This is a genomic window from Candidatus Polarisedimenticolia bacterium (assembly GCA_036004685.1).
Classification (GTDB): domain Bacteria; phylum Acidobacteriota; class Polarisedimenticolia; order Gp22-AA2; family AA152; genus DASYRE01.
On record DASYRE010000026.1, the window covers coordinates 38,267 to 58,542 of the forward strand.

Annotated in this window: 22 protein-coding genes and 1 tRNA gene; 20 read left to right on the plus strand and 3 right to left on the minus strand. The window is 68.5% G+C overall.

All coding sequences use genetic code 11. The annotated features are described in order from the left end of the window. Positions 1-40: 40 nt before the first annotated feature. The 7 genes from fabD to VGR67_06225 all read left to right on the plus strand — a co-directional run bounded on the left by fabD (position 41) and on the right by VGR67_06225 (position 6,238). Positions 41-991 (plus strand): ACP S-malonyltransferase, encoded by a 951-nt coding sequence (gene fabD, locus VGR67_06195; protein ID HEV8335986.1) that lies wholly within the window; start codon positions 41-43, stop codon positions 989-991. Continuing rightward, positions 988-1,731 carry a 3-oxoacyl-[acyl-carrier-protein] reductase gene (fabG, locus tag VGR67_06200; protein ID HEV8335987.1) on the plus strand — a complete coding sequence of 248 codons (744 nt, stop codon included), beginning with the start codon at positions 988-990 and terminating at the stop codon, positions 1,729-1,731. The genes fabD and fabG overlap by 4 nt, the downstream gene beginning before the upstream one ends. A gap of 100 nt (positions 1,732-1,831) precedes the next feature. Beyond that, positions 1,832-2,062, plus strand: a complete 231-nt coding sequence (acpP, locus tag VGR67_06205) for an acyl carrier protein (protein HEV8335988.1) — start codon at positions 1,832-1,834, stop codon at positions 2,060-2,062. Positions 2,063-2,092: 30 nt separating this feature from the next. Beyond that, positions 2,093-3,334 carry a beta-ketoacyl-ACP synthase II gene (gene fabF, locus VGR67_06210; GenBank protein HEV8335989.1) on the plus strand — a complete coding sequence of 414 codons (1,242 nt, stop codon included), beginning with the start codon at positions 2,093-2,095 and terminating at the stop codon, positions 3,332-3,334. A 46-nt stretch (positions 3,335-3,380) separates the two neighbouring features. Beyond that, on the plus strand, positions 3,381-4,169 hold the full coding sequence (locus tag VGR67_06215; protein ID HEV8335990.1) for an electron transfer flavoprotein subunit beta/FixA family protein: 789 nt from the start codon (positions 3,381-3,383) through the stop codon (positions 4,167-4,169). Positions 4,170-4,186: 17 nt separating this feature from the next. Continuing rightward, positions 4,187-5,167 carry an electron transfer flavoprotein subunit alpha/FixB family protein gene (locus VGR67_06220; protein HEV8335991.1) on the plus strand — a complete coding sequence of 327 codons (981 nt, stop codon included), beginning with the start codon at positions 4,187-4,189 and terminating at the stop codon, positions 5,165-5,167. A gap of 12 nt (positions 5,168-5,179) precedes the next feature. Next, positions 5,180-6,238 (plus strand): deoxyguanosinetriphosphate triphosphohydrolase, encoded by a 1,059-nt coding sequence (locus tag VGR67_06225; protein ID HEV8335992.1) that lies wholly within the window; start codon positions 5,180-5,182, stop codon positions 6,236-6,238. Positions 6,239-6,251: 13 nt separating this feature from the next. Here the strand turns inward: VGR67_06225 and VGR67_06230 are convergent, their stop codons facing one another. Then, entirely contained in the window at positions 6,252-7,325 is a 1,074-nt protein-coding gene (locus VGR67_06230; GenBank protein HEV8335993.1) for a hypothetical protein, read from the minus strand. A gap of 251 nt (positions 7,326-7,576) precedes the next feature. On the opposite strand from VGR67_06230, the gene hprK reads away from it, so the two are divergent. The 9 genes from hprK to VGR67_06275 all read left to right on the plus strand — a co-directional run bounded on the left by hprK (position 7,577) and on the right by VGR67_06275 (position 13,205). Further along, complete coding sequence (gene hprK / locus VGR67_06235) at positions 7,577-8,527, plus strand: HPr(Ser) kinase/phosphatase (GenBank protein HEV8335994.1); 951 nt, start codon at positions 7,577-7,579, stop codon at positions 8,525-8,527. Continuing rightward, the gene (gene rapZ / locus VGR67_06240) at positions 8,524-9,417 is read left to right on the plus strand and encodes an RNase adapter RapZ (protein ID HEV8335995.1); all 894 of its coding nucleotides are present in this window, start codon (positions 8,524-8,526) and stop codon (positions 9,415-9,417) included. Before hprK ends, rapZ begins: the two co-directional genes overlap by 4 nt. After that, positions 9,414-9,881: a PTS sugar transporter subunit IIA gene (locus tag VGR67_06245; GenBank protein HEV8335996.1), complete on the plus strand. Its 468-nt coding sequence runs from the start codon at positions 9,414-9,416 to the stop codon at positions 9,879-9,881. Before rapZ ends, VGR67_06245 begins: the two co-directional genes overlap by 4 nt. Beyond that, positions 9,878-10,147, plus strand: a complete 270-nt coding sequence (locus tag VGR67_06250; protein HEV8335997.1) for an HPr family phosphocarrier protein — start codon at positions 9,878-9,880, stop codon at positions 10,145-10,147. The genes VGR67_06245 and VGR67_06250 overlap by 4 nt, the downstream gene beginning before the upstream one ends. After that, complete coding sequence (gene ptsP / locus VGR67_06255) at positions 10,148-11,926, plus strand: phosphoenolpyruvate--protein phosphotransferase (protein HEV8335998.1); 1,779 nt, start codon at positions 10,148-10,150, stop codon at positions 11,924-11,926. Between the two features lie 16 nt (positions 11,927-11,942). Further along, a complete protein-coding gene (locus VGR67_06260; protein ID HEV8335999.1) occupies positions 11,943-12,299 on the plus strand; it encodes a cupin domain-containing protein in 357 nt (118 codons plus the stop codon). Positions 12,300-12,355: 56 nt separating this feature from the next. Continuing rightward, the gene (locus VGR67_06265; GenBank protein ID HEV8336000.1) at positions 12,356-12,676 is read left to right on the plus strand and encodes an integration host factor subunit alpha; all 321 of its coding nucleotides are present in this window, start codon (positions 12,356-12,358) and stop codon (positions 12,674-12,676) included. Further along, the gene (locus VGR67_06270; protein HEV8336001.1) at positions 12,666-13,058 is read left to right on the plus strand and encodes a MerR family transcriptional regulator; all 393 of its coding nucleotides are present in this window, start codon (positions 12,666-12,668) and stop codon (positions 13,056-13,058) included. The genes VGR67_06265 and VGR67_06270 overlap by 11 nt, the downstream gene beginning before the upstream one ends. 70 nt (positions 13,059-13,128) lie before the next feature. Beyond that, positions 13,129-13,205: transfer RNA gene (locus VGR67_06275), tRNA-Pro, on the plus strand. Positions 13,206-13,701: 496 nt separating this feature from the next. Here the strand turns inward: VGR67_06275 and VGR67_06280 are convergent. Continuing rightward, positions 13,702-13,893 (minus strand): hypothetical protein, encoded by a 192-nt coding sequence (locus tag VGR67_06280; protein HEV8336002.1) that lies wholly within the window; start codon positions 13,891-13,893, stop codon positions 13,702-13,704. A 121-nt stretch (positions 13,894-14,014) separates the two neighbouring features. Here VGR67_06280 and surE point away from each other — a divergent pair, with 121 nt between their 5' ends. The 4 genes from surE to VGR67_06300 are packed head-to-tail and all read left to right on the plus strand — an operon-like array spanning position 14,015 to position 18,406. Further along, complete coding sequence (gene surE / locus VGR67_06285; GenBank protein ID HEV8336003.1) at positions 14,015-14,785, plus strand: 5'/3'-nucleotidase SurE; 771 nt, start codon at positions 14,015-14,017, stop codon at positions 14,783-14,785. A 4-nt stretch (positions 14,786-14,789) separates the two neighbouring features. Further along, the gene (locus VGR67_06290) at positions 14,790-15,446 is read left to right on the plus strand and encodes a protein-L-isoaspartate(D-aspartate) O-methyltransferase (protein ID HEV8336004.1); all 657 of its coding nucleotides are present in this window, start codon (positions 14,790-14,792) and stop codon (positions 15,444-15,446) included. A gap of 7 nt (positions 15,447-15,453) precedes the next feature. Then, positions 15,454-16,581: an aromatic ring-hydroxylating dioxygenase subunit alpha gene (locus tag VGR67_06295; protein ID HEV8336005.1), complete on the plus strand. Its 1,128-nt coding sequence runs from the start codon at positions 15,454-15,456 to the stop codon at positions 16,579-16,581. Between the two features lie 7 nt (positions 16,582-16,588). Beyond that, positions 16,589-18,406, plus strand: coding sequence for an amidohydrolase family protein (locus VGR67_06300; protein ID HEV8336006.1), 1,818 nt, complete (start codon positions 16,589-16,591; stop codon positions 18,404-18,406). A gap of 316 nt (positions 18,407-18,722) precedes the next feature. Here VGR67_06300 and VGR67_06305 read toward each other — a convergent pair whose 3' ends face one another. Then, positions 18,723-20,270, minus strand: a complete 1,548-nt coding sequence (locus tag VGR67_06305) for an NAD(P)/FAD-dependent oxidoreductase (protein HEV8336007.1) — start codon at positions 20,268-20,270, stop codon at positions 18,723-18,725. Between the last annotated feature and the right edge of the window lie 6 nt (positions 20,271-20,276).

Below are 20,276 nucleotides of genomic sequence, written 5' to 3' on the forward strand. Positions count from 1 at the left end.
GGCCCCGCCCTTCGATCCCTCCCCAGACACGGAGATCTCGATGGCAGCGCACCAGCCGGCTTTCCTGTTCCCGGGACAGGGCTCCCAGAGCGTCGGGATGGGGCGCGCCATGGCGGCCGCCTACCCGGAGTCCCGGGCCGTCTTCGACGAAGCCGACGCGGCGCTCGGCTTCTCCCTCTCGTCGCTGTGCTTCGAGGGGCCCGAGGATCGCCTCCGCCTCACCGAGCTGACCCAGCCGGCGATCCTGGCGACGAGCATCGCCCTGCTTCGCCCTCTCCGCGGGCGGGACGTCGCGCCGGCGTGGGTGGCCGGGCACAGCCTGGGGGAGTACTCCGCGCTGGTGTGCGCCGGCTCGTTGAGCCTTGCGGACGCCCTTCGCCTGGTGCACCGCCGGGGACGTTACATGCAGGAGGCGGTCCCGGTGGGCCGAGGAGGGATGGCGGCAATCCTGGGACTTCCTGCCGAGCAGGTCGAGGCGCTGTGCCGCGACGAGGCCCGGGGCGAAGTCCTCTCCGCGGCGAATTACAACTCTCCGGATCAGATCGTCATCGCCGGCTCCGCGGAAGCGGTCGCCCGCGCCGTGCAGTCGGCGCCCCGGCGCGGGGCGAAGCGGGCGATTCCGCTCCCCGTGAGCGCCCCTTTCCATTGCGAGCTGATGGCCCCGGCGCGCGACCGGCTCGCCCCCGATCTCGGCGCGGCGCGCTTCGCGGATCCTTCCTGCCCGGTGGTCACGAATGTCGACGCCCGGCCAATCTCCCGGGGCGAAGAGGCGCGCGAGGGCCTGGTCCGCCAGGTGACGGCTCCGGTGCGCTGGGAAGCCTCCGTCCGGGAGATGGCCCGCCTCGGGGCGCGACTTTTCGTCGAAGTCGGCCCCGGAAGGGTGCTGTCGGGCCTGGTCCGCCGGATCGTCCCCGAAGCCGCCGTTCTGAACGTGGAGGATCCCGCTTCCCTGGACAAGACCCTGGCGGCTCTTTCGGGAGGAGCCTCATGAGCCTGAAAGGAAAGGTCACGCTGGTCACGGGAGCCTCCCGGGGGATCGGGCGCGAGATCGCCCGGCTCCTGGCCGAGGAGGGCTCCGATCTGCTGCTGGTGGCGCGCCCGTCTCCCGATCTGGAAGAGGTGCGGCGGGAATGCGCCGAGCGGGGGGTCCGGGCCGAATCGGCCCCCCTCGATCTGGGGGATGTCGATTCCCTGGAGCGCCTGCTGCCGGAAGCGCTCGGCCGTTTTCCGCGAATCGATCACCTGGTGAACAACGCCGGCGCGACGCGCGACGGACTCCTGATGCGGATGAAGCGGAAGGATTGGGAGGATGTCCTGGCCGTCAACCTCACCGCCGCCTACGTGATCACCCGGGCCGTCGTCCCTGCGATGCTCAAGGCGCGCTACGGCCGGATCGTTAACGTCAGCTCGGTGGTCGGCCAGATCGGCAATCCGGGGCAGGCCAACTATTGCGCCAGCAAAGCCGGCCTCCTCGGATTCACCTTCTCGCTGGCCCGCGAGCTGGCCTCGCGCAACATCACCGTCAACGCCGTCGCACCCGGGTTCATCGAGACCGCGATGACCGCGCAGCTGCCGCCGCCGGCGCGCGAGGCCCTTCTCGCCCGCATCCCCCTGGGCCGGATGGGCACCTCCCGGGACGTGGCCGAAGGGGTCCGGTTCCTGATGGGGGAAGGGGCCTCCTACATCACCGGCGCCGTCCTGAACATCAGCGGCGGCCTCCACATGGAGTGAGCTCTTCCCCCCCGCCCCGGTTCCACAGGGAAATGGGTATAATACGCGCCCGCAGGGACGTCGCACCCTGCATGTCGAACCAGCCTAAGGAGGAAACGGGATGACAGTCGAGGAGAAGGTCAAGGGAATCATCATGGAGCAGCTCGGGGTGGACGCCGAGGAGGTCACGCCGGAGGCTTCCTTCGTCAACGATCTTGGCGCCGACTCGCTGGACACCGTGGAGCTCGTCATGGCGCTGGAAGAGGCGTTCAAGATCGAGATCAGCGACGAGGACGCGGAGAAGATCGCGACCGTCTCCGACGCCATCAAGTACATCGAGAGCCATGCGTGAGAGGAGCTGAATCCCGGAGGGGGTGCCGCGTTGGAGCGTAGAGTCGTCATCACGGGGATGGGCATCATCTCGCCCCTGGGGGTCGGGACCGAGGCCAACTGGTCGGCCATGCTGGCCGGGCGGAGTGGCGTCGGCCCCATCACGCGATTCGACGCGACCGCCTATCCCTCGCGGATCGCCGGCGAGGTCCGCGACTTCAACCCGGAAGACTTCATCCCCAAGAAGGACGTCAAGAAGATGGACCGGTTCATCCATTACGCCGTGGCGGCCAGCCAGCTGGCGGTGGACGATTCGGCCCTGGCGATCGACGCGTCGAACGGCGATCGCGTCGGGGTCTACATCGGATCCGGAATCGGCGGCCTGCCGTCGATCGAGCGGCAGCACGCCTCCCTGCTCGAAACGGGCCCGGATCGGATCTCGCCCTTCTTCATCGTCGGCCTGATCGTCAATCTGGCCTCGGGCCAGGTCTCCATCCGCTTCGGCGCGAAAGGGCCGAACCTGGCGGCCTGCACCGCCTGCGCCACCGGCAGCCACAGCATCGGCGACTCGTTCGAGATCATCAAGCGGGGGGACGCGGACGCCATGATCTGCGGCGGCACCGAGGCGGTCATCACGCCGCTCGCCGTCGGAGGGTTCTGCGCCATGCGGGCCCTTTCGACCCGGAACGACGAGCCCGAGAAGGCGAGCCGCCCCTTCGATCTGAAGCGCGACGGCTTCGTCATGGGGGAAGGGGCGGGGATCCTGATTCTCGAGGAGCTGGGCTGCGCCCTGAAGAGGAACGCCCGCATCTACGCCGAGATGGCCGGCTACGGGCTCACCGGCGACGCCTTCCACGTCTCCGCCCCGTCGGCCGACGGGGACGGACCGGTCCGGGTCATGGCCGCCGCGTTGAAGGACGCGGGAGTCACTCCCGACGCGGTCGATTACATCAACGCGCACGGCACGTCGACGCCGGCGGGGGACAAGGTCGAGACGCTCGCGATCCACCGCGTCTTCGGCGATCGAGCCCGGAGGATCGCGATCAGCTCCACGAAATCGATGACCGGCCATCTCCTCGGCGCGGCGGGCGGTCTCGAGACGGCCGTCACGGCGCTCGCGGTGGCGCGGGACGTGGTCCCGCCGACGATCAATCTCGAGGTCCCCGACCCGGAGTGCGACCTCGATTACGTCCCTCTCAAGGCCCGCCCGATGACCGTCCGCTACGCGCTCAACAATTCCTTCGGCTTCGGGGGGACGAACGCCTGCCTTCTCTTGAAGAAGTACGAGGCGTAGGGCGGCGCCGGGGGCGGCGCGCCACTTCCCGCGAGGACCCGCGACCATGAAGATCGCCGTCTGCGTCAAGCAGGTTCCCGACACCGAGACGAAGATCCGCATCCGCGCCGACGGCCGGTCGATCGAGGAGGCCGGTGTCAATTTCGTCGTCAGCCCTTACGACGAATACGCCGTGGAGGAGGCGCTGCGCCTCAAGGAGAAGCAGGGGGGCGAGGTCGTGGCTTTCACGGTGGGCGACGAGCGGGCCGCCACGGCCTTGAGGACCGTCCTCGCCATGGGCGCCGACCGTGGCGTCCACTTGAAGGATCCCGCCTTCGAGGGTTCCGATGCCCTGGGAATCTCGCGGATCCTCGCGGCGGCCCTGAAGAAGACGTCTTTCGACCTGATCCTCTTCGGCAAGCAGGCGGTGGGGACCGATCAGGGTCAGGTGGGACCGAGGGTCGCCGAGCTGCTCGATCTGCCCCACGTCTCGGTCGTGGTTTCCCTGGCCGTGGAGGCGGGACGCCTCACGGCGGAGCGTGAGATCGAGGGCGCGCTCGAGATCGTCGAGAGCCCCCTGCCGGCCGTGATCACCGCCCAGAAGGGGCTCAACGAGCCGCGCTATGCCTCGTTGAAAGGCATCCTGGCCGCGAAGAAGAAGGAGATCCTCACGGTGACGCTCGCCGATCTGGGCCTGGAGGCCTCGTCGGTCGGGGCCGCGGGCGCCCGCGAGATCTGGGAGAAGCTGGAGGTTCCGCCGTCCCGCGGCGCCGGCAAGATTCTCAAGGACATGGAGCCGGCCGCGGCGGCGCGTGAGCTGGTGCGGCTGCTGCGCGAAGAGGCGAAAGTCCTCTAATCCCGAACGAGGAGCCCGTGCCGAAGGACGTTCTGGTATTCGTCGAATCGCGCGCCGGCCAGGTGAAGCGGCCGAGCCTGCAGGCCCTGAGCGAGGGGCGGCGCGTCGCGGACGCGCTCGGCGCGAAGCTGCGGGCGCTGCTGATCGGCTCGCAGGTCGAGGCGCTCGCCTCCGAGCTCGCCGCGCACGGCCCCGACTCCGTCCTGATCGCCGAGCACCCCTTGCTGGCGCATTACCAGGCCGAGGCCTTCACCGCCGTCCTCGCGGAAGCGGTGCGGACCACCGCTTCGGAATACGCCTTCCTCTCAGCGACGGCGATGGGCCGGGACCTCGCGGCCCGGGCCGCCGCCCGTCTCGAGGCGGGCCTCGCTTCCGACTGCACGCACGCCGAAGTCACCGCCGGCGAGCTGCGGGTCAAGCGGCCGGTCTATTCCGGGAAGGCGGTCGCCACTGTGCGCCTGGCGGGCTCCCCGAGCCTCGCCACGCTTCGGCCGAACGCGTTTCCCCTCGCGGCGGCGCCCCGCACGCCGTCGATCGAGAAGCTCTCTCTCGACCTCCCGGAGTCCCGGATCCGGGCCCGCACGACGGGGATCAAGGCGAGCGAGGCGGCGGAGATCGACGTGGCCGAAGCGGCGATCGTCGTCTCGGGGGGACGGGCCATGAAGGGCCCGGAGAATTTCGCGCTGATCCGCTCCCTGGCCGAGGCCCTCGGAGGGGCGATGGGCGCCTCCCGGGCGGCGGTCGACGCCGGCTGGGTGGGGCACCAGTACCAGGTGGGACAGACGGGCAAAGTGGTCTCGCCGATGCTCTACATCGCCTGCGGCATCTCCGGAGCGATCCAGCACCTGGCCGGAATGTCGACCTCCAAGGTCATCGTCGCCATCAACAAGGACGCGGAAGCTCCCATCTTCAAGCTGGCCGACTACGGAATCGTGGGTGATCTCTACGAGATCCTTCCGAAGCTCACCGAAGAGGTCCGGCGGATGAAGGGCCAGTAGCGAGGGGGCAGGTTGCCAAGCCAGGGGAAACCCCTCCAGATCCGCGAGAAGCTCGAAGAGATCGAAGCCAAGACGCTGCATCCCCGCGCCTGTCTGTCCTCCCGCTCGCGGGGCCGCCCCCGTCCCGAGCCTCCCGACGAGATCCGGCCCTGCTTCCAGCGGGACCGGGATCGCATCATCCACTGCAAGGCTTTCCGCCGCCTGATGCACAAGACCCAGGTCTTCCTCGCCCCCGAAGGGGATCACTATCGGACGCGCCTAACGCACACCCTGGAAGTCGCCCAGATCGCCCGGACCATCGCCAAAGCCCTCTGCCTGAACGAGAGCCTGACGGAGGCGATCGCGATGGCCCACGATCTCGGCCATCCCCCGTTCGGGCACGCCGGCGAGGCGGTCCTGGATCGAATGGTGCCGGGCGGCTTTTCCCATTACAAGCAGAGCCTGCGCGTCGTGGACCGCCTGGAGAACGACGGCAAAGGGCTCAACCTGACGCACGAGGTGCGCGACGGCATCGTCAAGCATTCGAAAGGGGAGGGACAGATTCTTCCGGAGGACGCCCGGCGCCGCGCCGCCACGCTCGAGGGCCAGGCGGTGCGCGTGGCCGACATCTTCGCTTATTCGAACGCCGATCTGGACGACGCCTTCCGGGCGGGATTGCTCCGCCCGGACGACGTGCCGCGAGCCATCCAGAAAGTCCTGGGCCCGACCTCCTCCGAGCGGATCGCGACGCTCGTCAAGGACGTCGTCAGGAGCACGATGCAGTCGGATCTCGATCGGATCCGGATGAGCGGGGAGGTCCTGCAGGGATTGAACGATCTGCGCGGATTTCTGTTCGAGCGGGTCTACCGGAACGAGGCGTCGGTCCGCGAGTTCCGGAAGGCCGAGGAGGTCCTGTCGCGGATTCGCGAGCACGTCCTCCGCCACCCCGGAAAGACGCTGGGTGAGGCGCCGCGCAGCGCTTCCCGCCGGAACCGGCTGGCGCTCGACTTCATCGCCGGCATGACCGACCGCTACGCCATCGCGCTCTTCAAGGAGATCGCCGTTCCCCGCCCGTGGGTGGGTCTCACCTGACGCAGCCGCCCGCTCACACCTCGTCGAAGATGAACTGATCGAGGCAGCGGATGTTCTGCTCGAAGCTCTCCGGATAGAGGAACCACGAGGCGACCGCCACGCTGCTCAGGGTGGAGTTGCCGTCCTGGGGGGTGAAGCAGAAGCCGACGACTTCCGTGCCGTGGTGCACGGCGAGCGTGGAGAGGACCACGACCGTCTGATTCAGGATGCGGCCGAAGTGGCCGTAATCCCGGCCGAAGGAGAAGACGACGTTGGCGGTGTTCTTGTGCGTCAGGGCGACGCGCTCGTCGGCCGCGAAGCGCGCCTTGATCGTCTCGACACTGGTCGGCTTGCGCACCCGGATGTTGAACCAGATGGTGTGCATGTACTGGCTGTTGACCTTCATCGCCGAAGAGTAGAGATTGAAGCGGTGCCCCAGCGTGGCGAACAGGTGGTAGGCGTCGCGCGCGTGGTGGGTGCCGAACTGCGCGTCCTTGTGGCTCCCCACCTGGGGGGAGGGGACGAACGACCCGTCCTGGCTGATGTCGTTGGCGCGGCGGATGCAGACGAACCGCCCCTCCACGAGATTCTCCGGGCCGCCGTCCTGCAGGGCGATCACGTCGACCAGGACGGAGAGGTTGTGGGTGTTGCAGGAGACCACCTGGATGAACTGGTCCTTCCCTTTCTCCAGCGCGCTCTCGTTGATGCCGCGCGCGTACATCTTCCCGAACCCGAACTCGCTTCCCTGGGCGATGAAGCCGAGGGTGTGGTCCCGGTATTTCTCGTAGAACTGCGCCTTGTTCTGGAGTCCCACGGAAGAGGGGGTGCAGTCGACGACCACGGAGGCCTGCCGCAGCGCCTCATGATGCTCGTAGGCGGGCTGGATTCCGATGTCCCGGAAACCCTTGAGGGCCGCTTCGTCCACCGCCAGGCGCGCGCCGCGCTTCATCAAGTTGGTGACTTTGGAGCGATCCGACAGCAGCGGGGTCCGCTTGTGGAACGTCACCTCGTCGATGCCGAGCGGCTCCTTCATGCTCGCGAGCAGTCCGATGAGCGGTTCGCCGACGGTGCCGGTCCCGACGACGTGAACCACTTTCTTCCCAGACATTCCCTCTCCTTCCGGTGTGGAAAACCGCGCGCCCCGCGCCTTCGACTTCTATCCCACGGATTTTCAACGTGTTCAGGCGAAAAATCTACAGTGCGTGGCCGGGCATGTCAAGCCTTTTCCGGCGCCCGTCGCGGCCGGCACGGCGTCCGCCGCCGATTCTTGACAATGCCGGAAGCGCTACCTAGAATGGCGCTGTAAGTGACAAAAATCATTCGAGTTGACCTCCGTTTCCGCGCCAGATAGAGGACTTGATGCAGGACCTGCCGCGCCTGGCGATTCCCGTCCGCGAGCTCCTCTCGGAGGAGCTTTCGGAAATCCGTCTCGTCCTCGCCGCGGGCGGCGCCGGACTCGAGCGCTCGCTGACTCATCCGCGGATCCAGAAGGCGGGCCTGGCGCTGACCGGCCCTTTGCACAAGCTCCAGCGGGGGCGGGTGCAGGTCCTGGGATCGTCGGAGATCGATTTCATGGAGCAGCTCGGCGAGACCGAGCGCGCCGCCCTCGTCCGGCGCCTTTTCGACGCCGACCTGACCTGCTTCATCCTGACCCGCGGCCTCGCTTTCTCGCCGCTCTTCCTCAAGCTCTCCGAGGAGCGGGCGATTCCGCTCTTACGCACCGAGCTGCCGACCGCCCCCGTGGTCGAGGCCCTGGGGCACTTCCTGGAGGAGCGCCTGGCGCCGTGCCAGGTCCTGCACGGCGTCCTGATGGACATCTACGGCCTGGGAGTCCTTCTGCTGGGCGACAGCGGCGTCGGCAAGAGCGAGTCGGCCCTCGACCTGGTGGTGCGCGGCCACCGGCTGGTCACCGACGACGTGGTCGAGATCGTCCGGAAAGGCAACGTCCTGACCGGGACGGGCCCGGCGATGACCCGCTTCCACATGGAGCTGCGCGGACTCGGCATCATCAACATCAAGGATCTCTTCGGCGTCGCCGCCGTGCGCGAGAAGAAGGACATCGAGCTGATCGTGCGGCTGGAGCTGCGCGAGACGGGCAAGAGCTACGAGCGGCTCGGCCTGGACGAGCAGGTCTTCTCGATCCTGGGCCTGTCCCTGCCGTACATCGAGATGCCGGTCACGCCGGGGAAGAACCTCTCCGTCCTTCTCGAGGTGGCGGCCCGCAACCAGCTCCTCAAGCGCCGCGGCTACCATCCGGCCAAGGAGCTGGCGCGCCGTCTCGGGGAGGCAATCCAGAGGAGGCGCCCTTGACCGCCGAGAGCGCCGGCGGCGGCGCCGGACGCCTCCACGAAATCGTCATCATCAGCGGGATGTCGGGGTCCGGAAAGAGCGCGGCGACGCGCTGCTTCGAGGACATGGGGTACTTCTGCGTCGACAATCTCCCGCCCCAGCTGATCCCCGTCTTCGCCGAGCTCTGCGTGAAGACCGACACGATCCAGCGAGCGGCGCTCGTCGTGGACGCCCGCGAAGGAGCTTTTCTCCAGCATTTCCCCGAGGTGCTGCAGCGCCTCCGGAAGGAGGAGCACCCCGTCACGCTGCTCTTCCTCGAAGCTTCCGACGACGTCCTGATCCGCCGGTTCTCCGAGAGCCGGCGGCCGCACCCGCTCGCGGTGAACGAGCCGCTGGAGACCGGGATCCACCGCGAGCGCGAAGTCCTCTCGGGGCTGCGCGCGCTGGCCGACATCCTGGTCGACACCAGCCGCTACAACGCCCACGATCTCCGCAAGTACCTCCACAATAACTTCCAGGAGAGGCGGCCCGGCGAGCCGATGGTGATCACGCTGGTGAGCTTCGGCTACAAGTACGGCATCCCCGGGGAATCGGACCTCCTGTTCGACACGCGCTTCATCCAGAATCCGTTCTTCGTGGACGGGCTGAAGAACCTCACCGGGCTGGACCAGCCGGTGCAGGATTTCCTGCACGCCCAGGAGGAGTACGTGGCGTTCCTGAACAAGCTCGACGAGATGCTCCTGTTCCTGATTCCGCGCTACCATCAGGAAGGGAAGACCTACCTCACCATCTCGGTGGGGTGCACCGGCGGCCGGCACCGGTCAGTCGCCATGACCCAGGAGCTCAGCGATCGCCTGATCGCGCAGGGGTATTCGATCAAAACGAAGCATCGGGATCTGGAGAAGGAATGACCTCGCAGCCGGAAGATGGCGGGAAGAACGCCGCGCGCTTCGGCGTCCTGGTGGTGGCGCATGGCGACCTCCCCGGAACCCTGGTCAAGGTCGTCGAGAAGATCCTCGGAGCGAAACTGGACGTCGAGGCGGTCAGCGTCGGATGGGACGACGACATGGCCGATTCGCGCCTCAAGATCCAGGAAGCGCTCAAGCGCGCCGGCCAAGGGCGCGGCGTGCTGATCCTCACCGACATGTTCGGCGGGACGCCCACGAACGTGACCCTGCCGTTTTTGAAGGCGGAGGACGTGGAGATCGTCACCGGCGTGAACCTGCCGATGATGGTCAAGGTGCCGAACATCCAGCAGGGGAGCGGCACGCTCGCCGAGGCCGCCGACCGTCTGAGGGACCTCGGTCAGGCGGCCATCCAGCTCGCGACCCATTACCTCAAGAAGCCGCCGGGCGGCGCCTCGCCGGCGGCGTGATCGAGCGCGAGGTGACGCTGATCAACGCGCTGGGGCTGCACGCGCGCGCCGCGGCCCGGCTCGTCCAGGTGGCTTCGCGTTTTCGCGCCCGGATCACGCTGACCAAAGAGGGACGGACCGTCGACGCCAAGTCGATCCTCGGCGTCCTGATGCTCTCCGGGGCGCTCGGCGACCGGCTCCTCCTCGCGGCGCACGGCGAAGACGAGGACGAGGCCCTGGCGGCGGTGGAGGCGCTTTTCCTGTCCCGATTCGGGGAGGCCGGCTAGATGCCCGATCACGATCCGCGGACGCTGCGAGGCATCGGCGTCTCGCCCGGCATCGCCGTCGGGACGGTGCTGCTCCTGGAGAACCCCAGCACCTCCGTCTTCCGCGTCCCCGTCGCCCCCGACCGGGTGGCCCGCGAGATCACCCGCCTGAGGCGCGCCCTGGCCCGCTGCAAGCGGCAGATCCTGATGGCGCGGGAGCGCGCCCTGCGCGAGGCGGGCGAAGGCTACGCCCGCGTCTTCGACGCGCAGATGCTGATCCTCGAGGATCCTTCCCTCATCCGCGAGACGATGGAGATCATCCGCCGCGATCAGGTGAACGCCGAGTGGGCGGTGCGGGGAATCGTGGCGCGCTACCTCAAGGTGATCGCGGGGCTGGAGGATCCTTACCTCCGGGAGCGGGGGAGCGACGTCGAGGACGTGCACGCCCGGATTCAGCAGGCGCTCGCCGGCCGCCAGCAGCACGATCTCTCGGAGCTGCGCGAGGACGTCATCGTCGTCTCCAGCGTCCTGTCGCCCTCCGATCTCGTCCTGCTGGATCGCGATCACGTCATGGGCCTGGCGATCGAGCAGGGAGGCCAGACGTCCCACACCGCCATCATCGCCAACGCGCTGGGGGTTCCCGCGGTGGTCGGGGTCAAGGGGATCGCCGCGCTCCTCAAGTCGGGGGATCCGATCATCCTGGACGGCGCCACCGGCACCGTCCGCCTTCATCCCGACGCGCAGCTCCTCGAGGAATACCGGGAGGCCGCGCGCCGCGCCAAGGAAGCCGACGCGCGCCTGCTCACGGAGCGGGACCTCCCCACCGTCACGACCGACGGCGCGGGAATCCGCCTGCAGGCGAACCTGGAGATTCCCGAGGAAGTCGACTCGGCGATCCGCCTCGGCGCCGAGGGGATCGGGCTCTACCGGTCGGAGTTCCTGTTCCTGCGCCACGCTCCCGATCTGCCCACCGAGGAGGACCACCGGAGCGCCTACCGCATGCTGGCCGATCGGATGGCGCCTCATCCGGTCGTCATCCGCACGCTCGACATCGGCGGCGAGAAATATTTCCACCGCACGCTCGAGCGCGAGGAGGTGAACCCGGTCATGGGGCTCCGGGCGATCCGCTTCTGCCTCAAGCGCAAGGACATCTTCCGGGCCCAGCTCCGCGGCTTCCTGCGGGCCGCCACCGGCGGAGGCCTCGCCCTGATGTTCCCGATGATCTGCGACCTCGACGAGCTGCGCCAGGCGAAGGAGATGCTGGAGAGCGCGCGCCAAGAGCTGATCGCGGAAGGGGTCCCGGTGCCGGACCGCTTCCCCCTGGGGACGATGATCGAGACCCCGGCGGCGGCCATGATCGCCGACCTGCTGGCGCGCGAAGTCGATTTCTTCAGCATCGGTACCAACGACCTGATCCAGTACACCCTGGCGATCGATCGCGGCAATTTCTCGGTCGCCTATCTGTACCGGCCTCTCCACCCCGCCATGCTGCGGCTCATCAAGGGCGTCGTCGACGTGGCGCAGAGCGCCGGCCGGGGGGTGAGCCTGTGCGGCGAGGTGGCGTCGAACCCGCTGTGCGCGGCGCTCCTGCTGGGGATGGGGATCAACGAGATCAGCATGCGCCCCTCGGCGATCCCGGCGGTGAAGCACCTGCTGCGCGCCGTGTCGCTGGACGAGGTGCGGCGCATGGCCCGCCAGGCGCTGGATCTTCCCGGCGCCCGGGAAATCGAGGACCTGATTCAGAAGCAGCTCGGAGACCGTCTGCCCCACGGCATGACGTGCCTCGTCCCTTCCCGTTGAAAGGAGGAGTCGTTCGATGAGGCGCGTCCCGAAGCCCTGGGGGGAGGAGATCATCTTCGCCGAGACCGACCGCTACGCCGGGAAGATCCTCGTCGTCCGGCGGGACGAGATCCTGAGCCTGCAGTACCACGAGCGCAAGGACGAGACGCTCTACCTTTATAAAGGCAGGGTGCGGCTCTGGATCGAGGAGGACGGCAAGCTCGCGGAGAGGATCCTCGCTCCCGGGGAAGCGCTGCGGATCCCCCCGGGCCTCCGCCACCGACTGCAGGCCCTGGAGGACAGCGAGGTCTTCGAGGTGAGCACCCCGGAGCTGGACGACGTCGTGCGGCTGGAAGATCGTTACGGACGCCTGGCGGGGCGGAAACAGGATTGACAGGCGGCGAGCGCTTTGCCTATCATCCGACGGCGCCGTTCCCGCCTTGGAGCCGCATGACGAAAGCCGATCTGGCCCACGCCATCTACCAACGACACGGGGCGCTGTCTCGGCGGGAAGCGACGGCTCTGGTCGAGACGGTGCTGGAGCGGATTCGCCAGGGGCTCTCGACGGGCCGGGCGGTGAAGATCTCGGGCTTCGGTTCCTTCACCGTCGTCCACCGGAAGCCCCGTCCCGGAAGGAATCCGCGCACGGGGGAGAGCGTGATCATCCCCGGAAGGGTCCGTCCCGTGTTCCGCCCCTCGCGGCAGGTGCTGCTCCAGCTCAACCGCGACGGCCGGCCGGGGCGAGTTCGAGGAGTGATCGATGGCCACTGAGGTTCCGAAGAAGCTCTTCTACAAGATCGGCGAGGTCTGCTCGCTGACCGATACGCAGCCCTACGTCCTGAGGTTTTGGGAGTCGGAGTTTCCGCAGCTTGCGCCGAAGAAGACCCGGACGGGCCAGCGCGTCTACCGTCCCCGGGACATCGAGATGGTCCTGGAGATCAAGAAGCTGCTCTATGACGAGGGGTTCACGATTGCCGGCGCGCGCAAAAAGCTGGGGATGGGCGACGGCGCGGCTCCTCTCCCCGAGCCCACCGAGGAGCCGGCCCCGGACACCATGGCGCTGCTGGAGCTGCAGGAGGACTTCCGCTCCTCCCTCGGCGAGATCCTCTCGATCATGGACGACACCGATCGGCGCCTGAAGAAGAAGAGCTGATCGTCCCGCGCGCCCGGCCGCCTTGACACTCTTCCGACCGCGCCGCTAGAATGCCGCATCCCAAGAGGCTCGGGGCGTAGCGCAGCCTGGTAGCGCACTTGCTTGGGGTGCAAGTGGTCGCTGGTTCAAATCCAGTCGCCCCGACCAATCATTGTGCCAGCCGCTCGAGATCGTGCTGGGTTCGTTTCGTCCTCCCTCGCTTGCGCGGCCTCCCGCCCGTCCGATGTCGGTGATCACCCGCAGCGGCTCCTTGCCCAATCCTTGATTGCCCTGCAGGACCTCCTGCCGGTCGACCATGGCTTGCACCTTGGCCACCAGCTTCTCCTGCCCCTCGAGGAGCCGCAAGCTGAGCCGGATGACCTCTTCGTCCCCGAACTCCATCCCGAGCAGCTCCGATTTCAGCAATTCCATTTCCTGCTTGATGTTGGACATCAGCCTCAGGGAGCGCTTCGCCCGCTTCATCTCGATCTTCGTCCAGGTCTTGCCGCTCATCCCTCAGCTCCTTCCACCCCTCCTGGGTTTTCCAGATCGGCACGGGCCGCGCCTGGGGCCGGATAGCGCCAGATTCGTGGATCGCCTCCGGTCTGATGTATGCATCCCAAGGACTCCGAAAGTCGCGGGATCGAAAAGGGGTTCCCGCCCGTCACCGGGAGCGGTAACGCCCCCCGACGCTCCACCCTCCCTTCTCCTCATCCTCTTCTTCGCCGCCTCCGTCGTCCTCGTCGTCGTCTTCCTCTTCGTCCTCCTCGTCGTCCTCTTCCTCTTCCTCTTCGTCGTCGATATCTTCTTCCTCGTCAACATCGTCTACATTCGCCAGGCGCAGCTGCTGTGCCAACGTGTTCATCTCTGGGTCACCCTCCGGTGATTGCCTGCGAACTCCTCGCAAGCGACGCGATTATACCTCGGCGTTCCGGGGCCGGCGACGATGGGGCCTATGCTATACTCCCGCTTCAACGATGGCTCCTCATCCGCCCTTCATCCTGGTCACCAACGACGATGGCATCGGCGCCGAAGGGCTGCAGGCGCTGTCCCGCGAGCTCGCCTCGGTCGGCCGGGTCGCCGTCATCGCGCCGGATCGGGAGCAGAGCGCCTCCAGCCACGCCTTGACGCTGCACCGCCCCCTGCGCGTGAAGCACCACGCGCCGGACGTCTACAGCGTCGACGGGACGCCCACCGACTGCGTCAACCTGGGAATCCTGAACCTCCTCCCCGAGCGCCCCGCTCTGGTGGTCTCGGGAATCAACCGGGGGATGAACCTCGGCGACGACATCACCTATTCGGGGACGGTCGCGGCGGCGTTCGAGGGGACGCTCTTGGGCATTCCTTCCTTCGCCGTGTCGCAGCAGACTTCCAGGGAGAAACCGGTCGATTTCGCCGCCGCGGCCCGCTTCGCCGCGACGCTGGCGCGCCGCGTGCTGGATCACCCCATTCCGCCGGGGACGCTCTTGAATGTGAACGTGCCGGCGGCCCCGCCTCGGGGGGTGCGCCCGACGCGACAGGGGAAGCGGACCTACCATCAGGGGGTGGTGGAGCGGACCGATCCGGCGGGACGCCGCTACTACTGGCTGGGCGGCATCCCGCCCCAATGGGACGACGACCCCCACAGCGATTTCGCCGCCATCAAGGACGGTTACATCTCGCTTACCGCCCTGCATCTCGATCTCACGCACTACCCGCTGCTGAAAGAGCTGGAAGGTTGGCACCTGGAGGCGTTCTCGGAGAGGTGACTTCGTGGACTTCAGGCTCAGGCGCCAGAAGATGGTGGCCCGCCTCGAAAAGGCGGGGATCGTAGACCCGCGGATCCTCCAGGCCTTCCTCGACGTGCCGCGGCACCTCTTCGTCGAGGAGGCGCTCCAGGAGAAGGCCTACGGCACCCACGCCCTGCCGATCGGGCACCAGCAGACGATCTCGCAGCCCGAGATCGCCGCCCGGATGACGGAGATGCTGCAGATCCGCTCGGAAGACCGGGTCCTCGAAGTGGGGACCGGCTCGGGCTACCAGGCGGCGATCCTGGCGCGCCTGGCTTCGGAGGTCCTCACGGTGGAGCGCATCCCGGCGCTCGCCCGGCGCGCCGAGGCTCTGCTGATGGCGTTGAAGCTGGGAAACGTGCGCGTCAAAGTGTGCGACGGCTCGCTTGGCCTCGGCGAGGGGCAGTCCTTCGACGTTATCCTGGTGGCCGCGGCCGCCCCGGAGATCCCGCGCCCGCTGCTGGAGCACCTGGCCCCGGGAGGGCGCATGGTGATTCCGGTGGGCTCCGGGTCAAAGCAGAATCTCTTCCGGGTCGTGCGCCAGGGGGACGAGTTCCTGGCCGAGGACCGCGGCCCCTGCACCTTCGTCAAGCTGGTCGGCCGCTCGCGCTGGGCGAACCTTCCCGATCACCCTTCCTGAGGTCGGCATGGAGAGCGATTTTCTGGCGCAGGAGATGCAGCGTTTCGACCCCGAGGCGTCGCTGGAAGCCGCGCGCACGCCTCCCGCCTCCTGGTACACCGATCCCCGCTTCCTGGAGCTCGAGCGGACCACGGTGTTCCGACGCTCCTGGCAGGCGGTCGGACGCATCGACCAGCTGCCGCGCGCCGGCAGCTACTTCACCGGCGAGCTGCTCGGAGAGCCGTTCGTGGTGGTCCGCGGCTCCGACGGGGCGCTTCGGGCGTTCCTCAACGTCTGCCGCCACCATGCCGCCCAGGTGTGCCCGGGGGAGGAAGGCTGCCTGACGGAGCTGACCTGCCCATATCACGGCTGGACGTACGGGCTGGACGGGCGGCTCCTGCGCGCCCCGAAGCTGGGACGGAGCGAAGTCTTCGATCGGGACGGCTTCGGGCTCGTGCCGATCGCCGTGGAGAGCTGGGGGCCGCTGGTCTTCGTGCACCTCGGGCAGAAGCCCGCCTCCCTGCGCCAGGAGCTCGCCGAGCTGGAGCGGCGCCTCGAAGCCTCGGCCTTTCGGGAGCTGCGCTTCGCGCAGCGCAAGTCGTACGACTTGCAGTGCAACTGGAAGGTCTACGTCGACAACTACCTCGACGGCGGCTATCACGTGGCGCACCTCCACCGGGGCCTCGCCGGGCAGCTCGACCTCAAGAGCTACCGGACGGAGATCTTCCCGCGCCTGTCGATCCAGTCCTGCGCGGCGCCGGCGGAGGCGGCGGCGGGGCCCGAGGGCGACTTCCCCGAGAGGATCGGCCAAGGGGCGCTGTACGCCTGGATCCATCCCAACTTCATGATCAACCGCTACGGCTCCATCATGGACACCAACTACGTCCTGCCGCTCTCCCACGACCGCTGTCGCGTCGTCTTCGATTTCTTCTTCGACGAGACGGAAGGCGCGGAAGCGCAGGACTTCATCGCCAAGAGCGTCGCCGCCAGCCACGTCGTCCAGGAAGAGGACGTGGGGATCAGCGAGTCGGTCCAGCGAGGGCTCGGCTCGTCGGCTTACGATCGCGGCATCTACGCCCCCGCGTTCGAGGCCCCGATGCTCCACTTCCACCGGCTTCTCGCGCGCGACCTCCGCGGCGCCGGCCGCCCCTCCTGAGACGGCGATGACGCCTCGCGGGCGCCGGGCGCGGCTGATCGCGGCCCTCGGCTGCCTGGTTGCCGTCGCCGCGCTGCCGCCGGCCGCCGTCGCGGCCGAACTCTCCGTCGATCTCGCCTCGGCCCGCCGATTGTTCCAGAAGAACCTCGACGCGATCCGGCACCGGGATCGGAGCGCCTATCTCGCCTGCTATCTCAACGGCAAGACGCTGGCCCGGACGGGGCCCGACGGGATCCAGCTCGGGTTCGCAGAGCTGGCGCGCGAGGCGGGGAAAGGATGGCCCGATCGTTTCGAGGGACTCGATCTGCAGCTCGTGCCGATCCGCCCGGGCCTGGTCTACGGCACCTACCGCTACCGGGTCCGTTACGGCGCGCGCGAGGAGTCGGGCCTCTCGGAGCGCCTGTTCGTGGAAACGGAGAAGGGATGGAAGATCGCCGTGACGACGGCGTTCCCCGCGGCCGCCGGCACGCCGCCCCCGCCGCGGGCCCTCGTCGGCGCGACCTTGGTCGATGGCACGGGCGGGAGCCCGGTGGCCGATGCGACCGTGATCCTGCGCGGCGGCAAGATCGATTGCGCCGGGAGCAGGGCCCGATGCCTCGTTCCGGACGGCCTCGAGACGCTCGACGTTTCGGGCAAGTGGATCACGCCCGGCCTGATCGACGCTCACGTCCACTTCGCCCAGACCGGCTGGGTCGACGGGCGCCCCGACGCGATCGACGTCCGCAAGGATTATCCGTACGAGGAGGTCGAGGCCGGGCTAGAGGCCCATCCGGAGCGCTTCTTCCGGGCGTTCCTGTGCTCGGGCGTCACCGCGGTCTTCGACGTCGGCGGCTATCCCTGGAGCTGGGATCTGCGCGGCCGGGCCGCGGCCGATCCACTGGCGCCACGCGTCGCGGCTGCCGGGCCGCTGCTCTCCACCTGGGACTTCTGGCTGAACCTCCCGGGAGAGCGGCAGTTCCTCTACCTGGGCGGGGAGGAAGACGCGCGGCAAGACGTCCGCTACCTCAAAGCGCGCGACACCGACGCCGTCAAGGTCTGGTTCATTCCGGTCGAGAGCCGGAAGTTCGAGGAGATGGAGAAGGTGGTGCAGGCCGCCGGGGAGGAGGCGCGCCGGCTGCGGGTTCCTCTCATCGTCCACGCCACGGGGCTGCGCGAGGCGAAAGCGGCGCTGCGCGCCGGGGCCAGCCTTCTCGTCCACAGCGTCGGCGACCTCCCGGTCGACGAGGAATTCCTGGCGCTGGCCCGCAAGAATAAGGTGGTCTACTGCCCGACGCTGGTGGTGGTCGACGGTTACCGGCGGCTGCAGGAGGCGGCCGCGGCGCACCGGCGGCCCGACGTCGACGATCCGAACGGCTGCGTCGATCCCGGGATCGTGGCGCGTCTCGCCAAGACGGCCGATCTGAAAGCCCCGGCACCCGATCCGGCCGTCGCGGAACGCCGGCGGGCCCGGTTCCAGACCTTCGCCGAGCAGGCGCCGCGCAACCTCCTCAAGGTGCACGACGCGGGGATCGCCATCGCCATGGGGACCGACGCCGGCAACCCCCTGACGCTCCACGGCCCTTCGGTATACGCCGAGATGGAAGCGATGCAGGCGGCCGGCCTGGCGCCGATGGACGTGATCGTCGCCTCCACCCGAGGCGGGGCGCGGGCGATGGGACGGTCGGCGGAGATCGGAACGCTCGAGAAGGGAAAGAGCGCCGACCTGCTCGTCCTGGACGCCGACCCGACGCAGGATGTTATGGCCTTTCGGCGGCTGCGCTACGTGGTCCGGGGCGGCGTCGTCCGGACTCCCGAGGAATTGAGGCCCGCCAAGCCCGCCCGCTGAGCTCTCCCCCGAGCTCGTCTCCGATTCCAAGAGAGCGGCGTCGAGTTAGACCGCTTCTCCGAACCTTCGTCGGCCCAATGTCGGGACACAAATCAATTTGACATCGAGATCGGCGAGACGCCCGGATGGCAAGGCGCCCGAACGCATACCCAGGACCCTACGCCGGCGAGGCGCAGGCAGCAGTGTCGCGTCTCCCAAAGGACGTTGGCATCGAGGCCGTCGAGGCGCCCGGATGGCAAGACGCGCCGAAGCGCCGCGTACTCAGGGCGGTCCGCAAGCGAGGCGCAATGCGGCGAGCCGGGATGGATCGACGGCCTCAGCGGTGGCTTGCGAGGATGGCCGCGGCGGCGAGCGAGCCCGGACCGCCGGTGATCCCGCCGCCGGGATGGGTGCCGCTGCCGCACAGGATGAGGCCCGGCAACGGGGTCAGGTGACGCGAGCAGGAGGCGGCGGGCCGCAGGGAGAACATCTGGTCGAGGCCATGCTCGCCGTGGTGGATGTGTCCCTCCGTCAGGCCGTAGCGGGACTCGAGATCGGCCGGGGAGAGGACTTCGCCACTGAGGATGCGCTCCGGAAGCGTCGGGGCGTAGACCGCCAGGGTTTGCACGACGTGGTCGGCGAGCGCTTTCTTCCGATCTTCGGTCCATCCCCCTCGAACGTGGTACGGCACGAAGTGCGCCAAGATCGAGACGACGTGGTTCCCGGAGGGGGCGAGCGACGGCTCGGAGAGCGACGGGACGCGGACGTCGAGGATGGGCCGCGCCGGATATTCCCCGTACTTCACCGGATCGAAGGCGCGCTCCAGATCGTCCAGCTCCTCCCCGGTCCGGATCGCCTCGAACACTCCGCCCGGCCGGCCGGCGAAATCGAGAGGACCGCTCAGGGCGAGGTTCACCTTGGCGGTCGTTCCGCGGCAGCGCCAGTGGCGGATCGCTTCCTCGATCTCCGCCGGAAGGTCGCGCGGCGCGATCATCTCGAAGAAGGTCCTCTTGGGATCGCACGAGGAGAGGACGCCCAGCGCGTCGATCCGCTCTCCGCCCTCCAGCTCGACGCCGCGGACTTTTCCCCCTTCCACCAGAATCCGGCGGACCGGGGAGGAGGTCCGGATCTCCGCCCCGTGGGCGCGGCACGACTCCTCCAGAGCGCGGGTCAGGACCGCCGCCCCGCCGCGGATCTCGCGTCCCGTGAGCGCTTCGTGCAGGAGCAGATTGGCGGCGCTGCCGGCCGACCAGGGACCCAGCCAGGTGCCGGCGACCGACTCTCCGGCGAGGCCCGCCCTCAGGAGCTTGGTCTCGAACCACTCGCCCACGTAGTCGCCCACGCACATCGGCAGGACGCGCAGGACGTCGAGCATCTCGTCTTCCGAGAGGCGGCGCAGCGCCAGCCCGCGGCGCGCCAGGTCCCAGAGATCTCCCAGCCCCTGCGCTCCGAGCTTGGGAGCGGGCTCGTCCTGCAGGCGGGCCAGGAAGTTCCGGATGCGCCCGAGGAAACCGCGCCAGGCCCGGTACCGGTCGGCGTCCCGCCGCGAGAACGCCGCGATCTCCGGCTCGGCCCGCGCCGGATCGCGGTAGAGGAGCAGGCCCCGCCCGGCGGCCTGCGGAAAGTAGACCGGCACCTCGTCGTCGCGCCAGACGAGGCCGTGGCGCTCGAGCTGCAGCAGCTCGGCCACCTGGGGACGGAAGGAGGCGGTGTCGTGGAGCAGGCCGGGGGTGCGGAAGCCGGGCCGGAATTCCTCCAGGGCGCCGAGGCCGCCGAGGACGTCGCGGCGCTCGACGACCAGGAGCTTGCGCCCGTTCTTGGCGAGCAGCGCCGCCGCCACCAGTCCGTTGTGGCCCCCGCCGATGACGATGAAGTCGTAGCCCATGGCTTG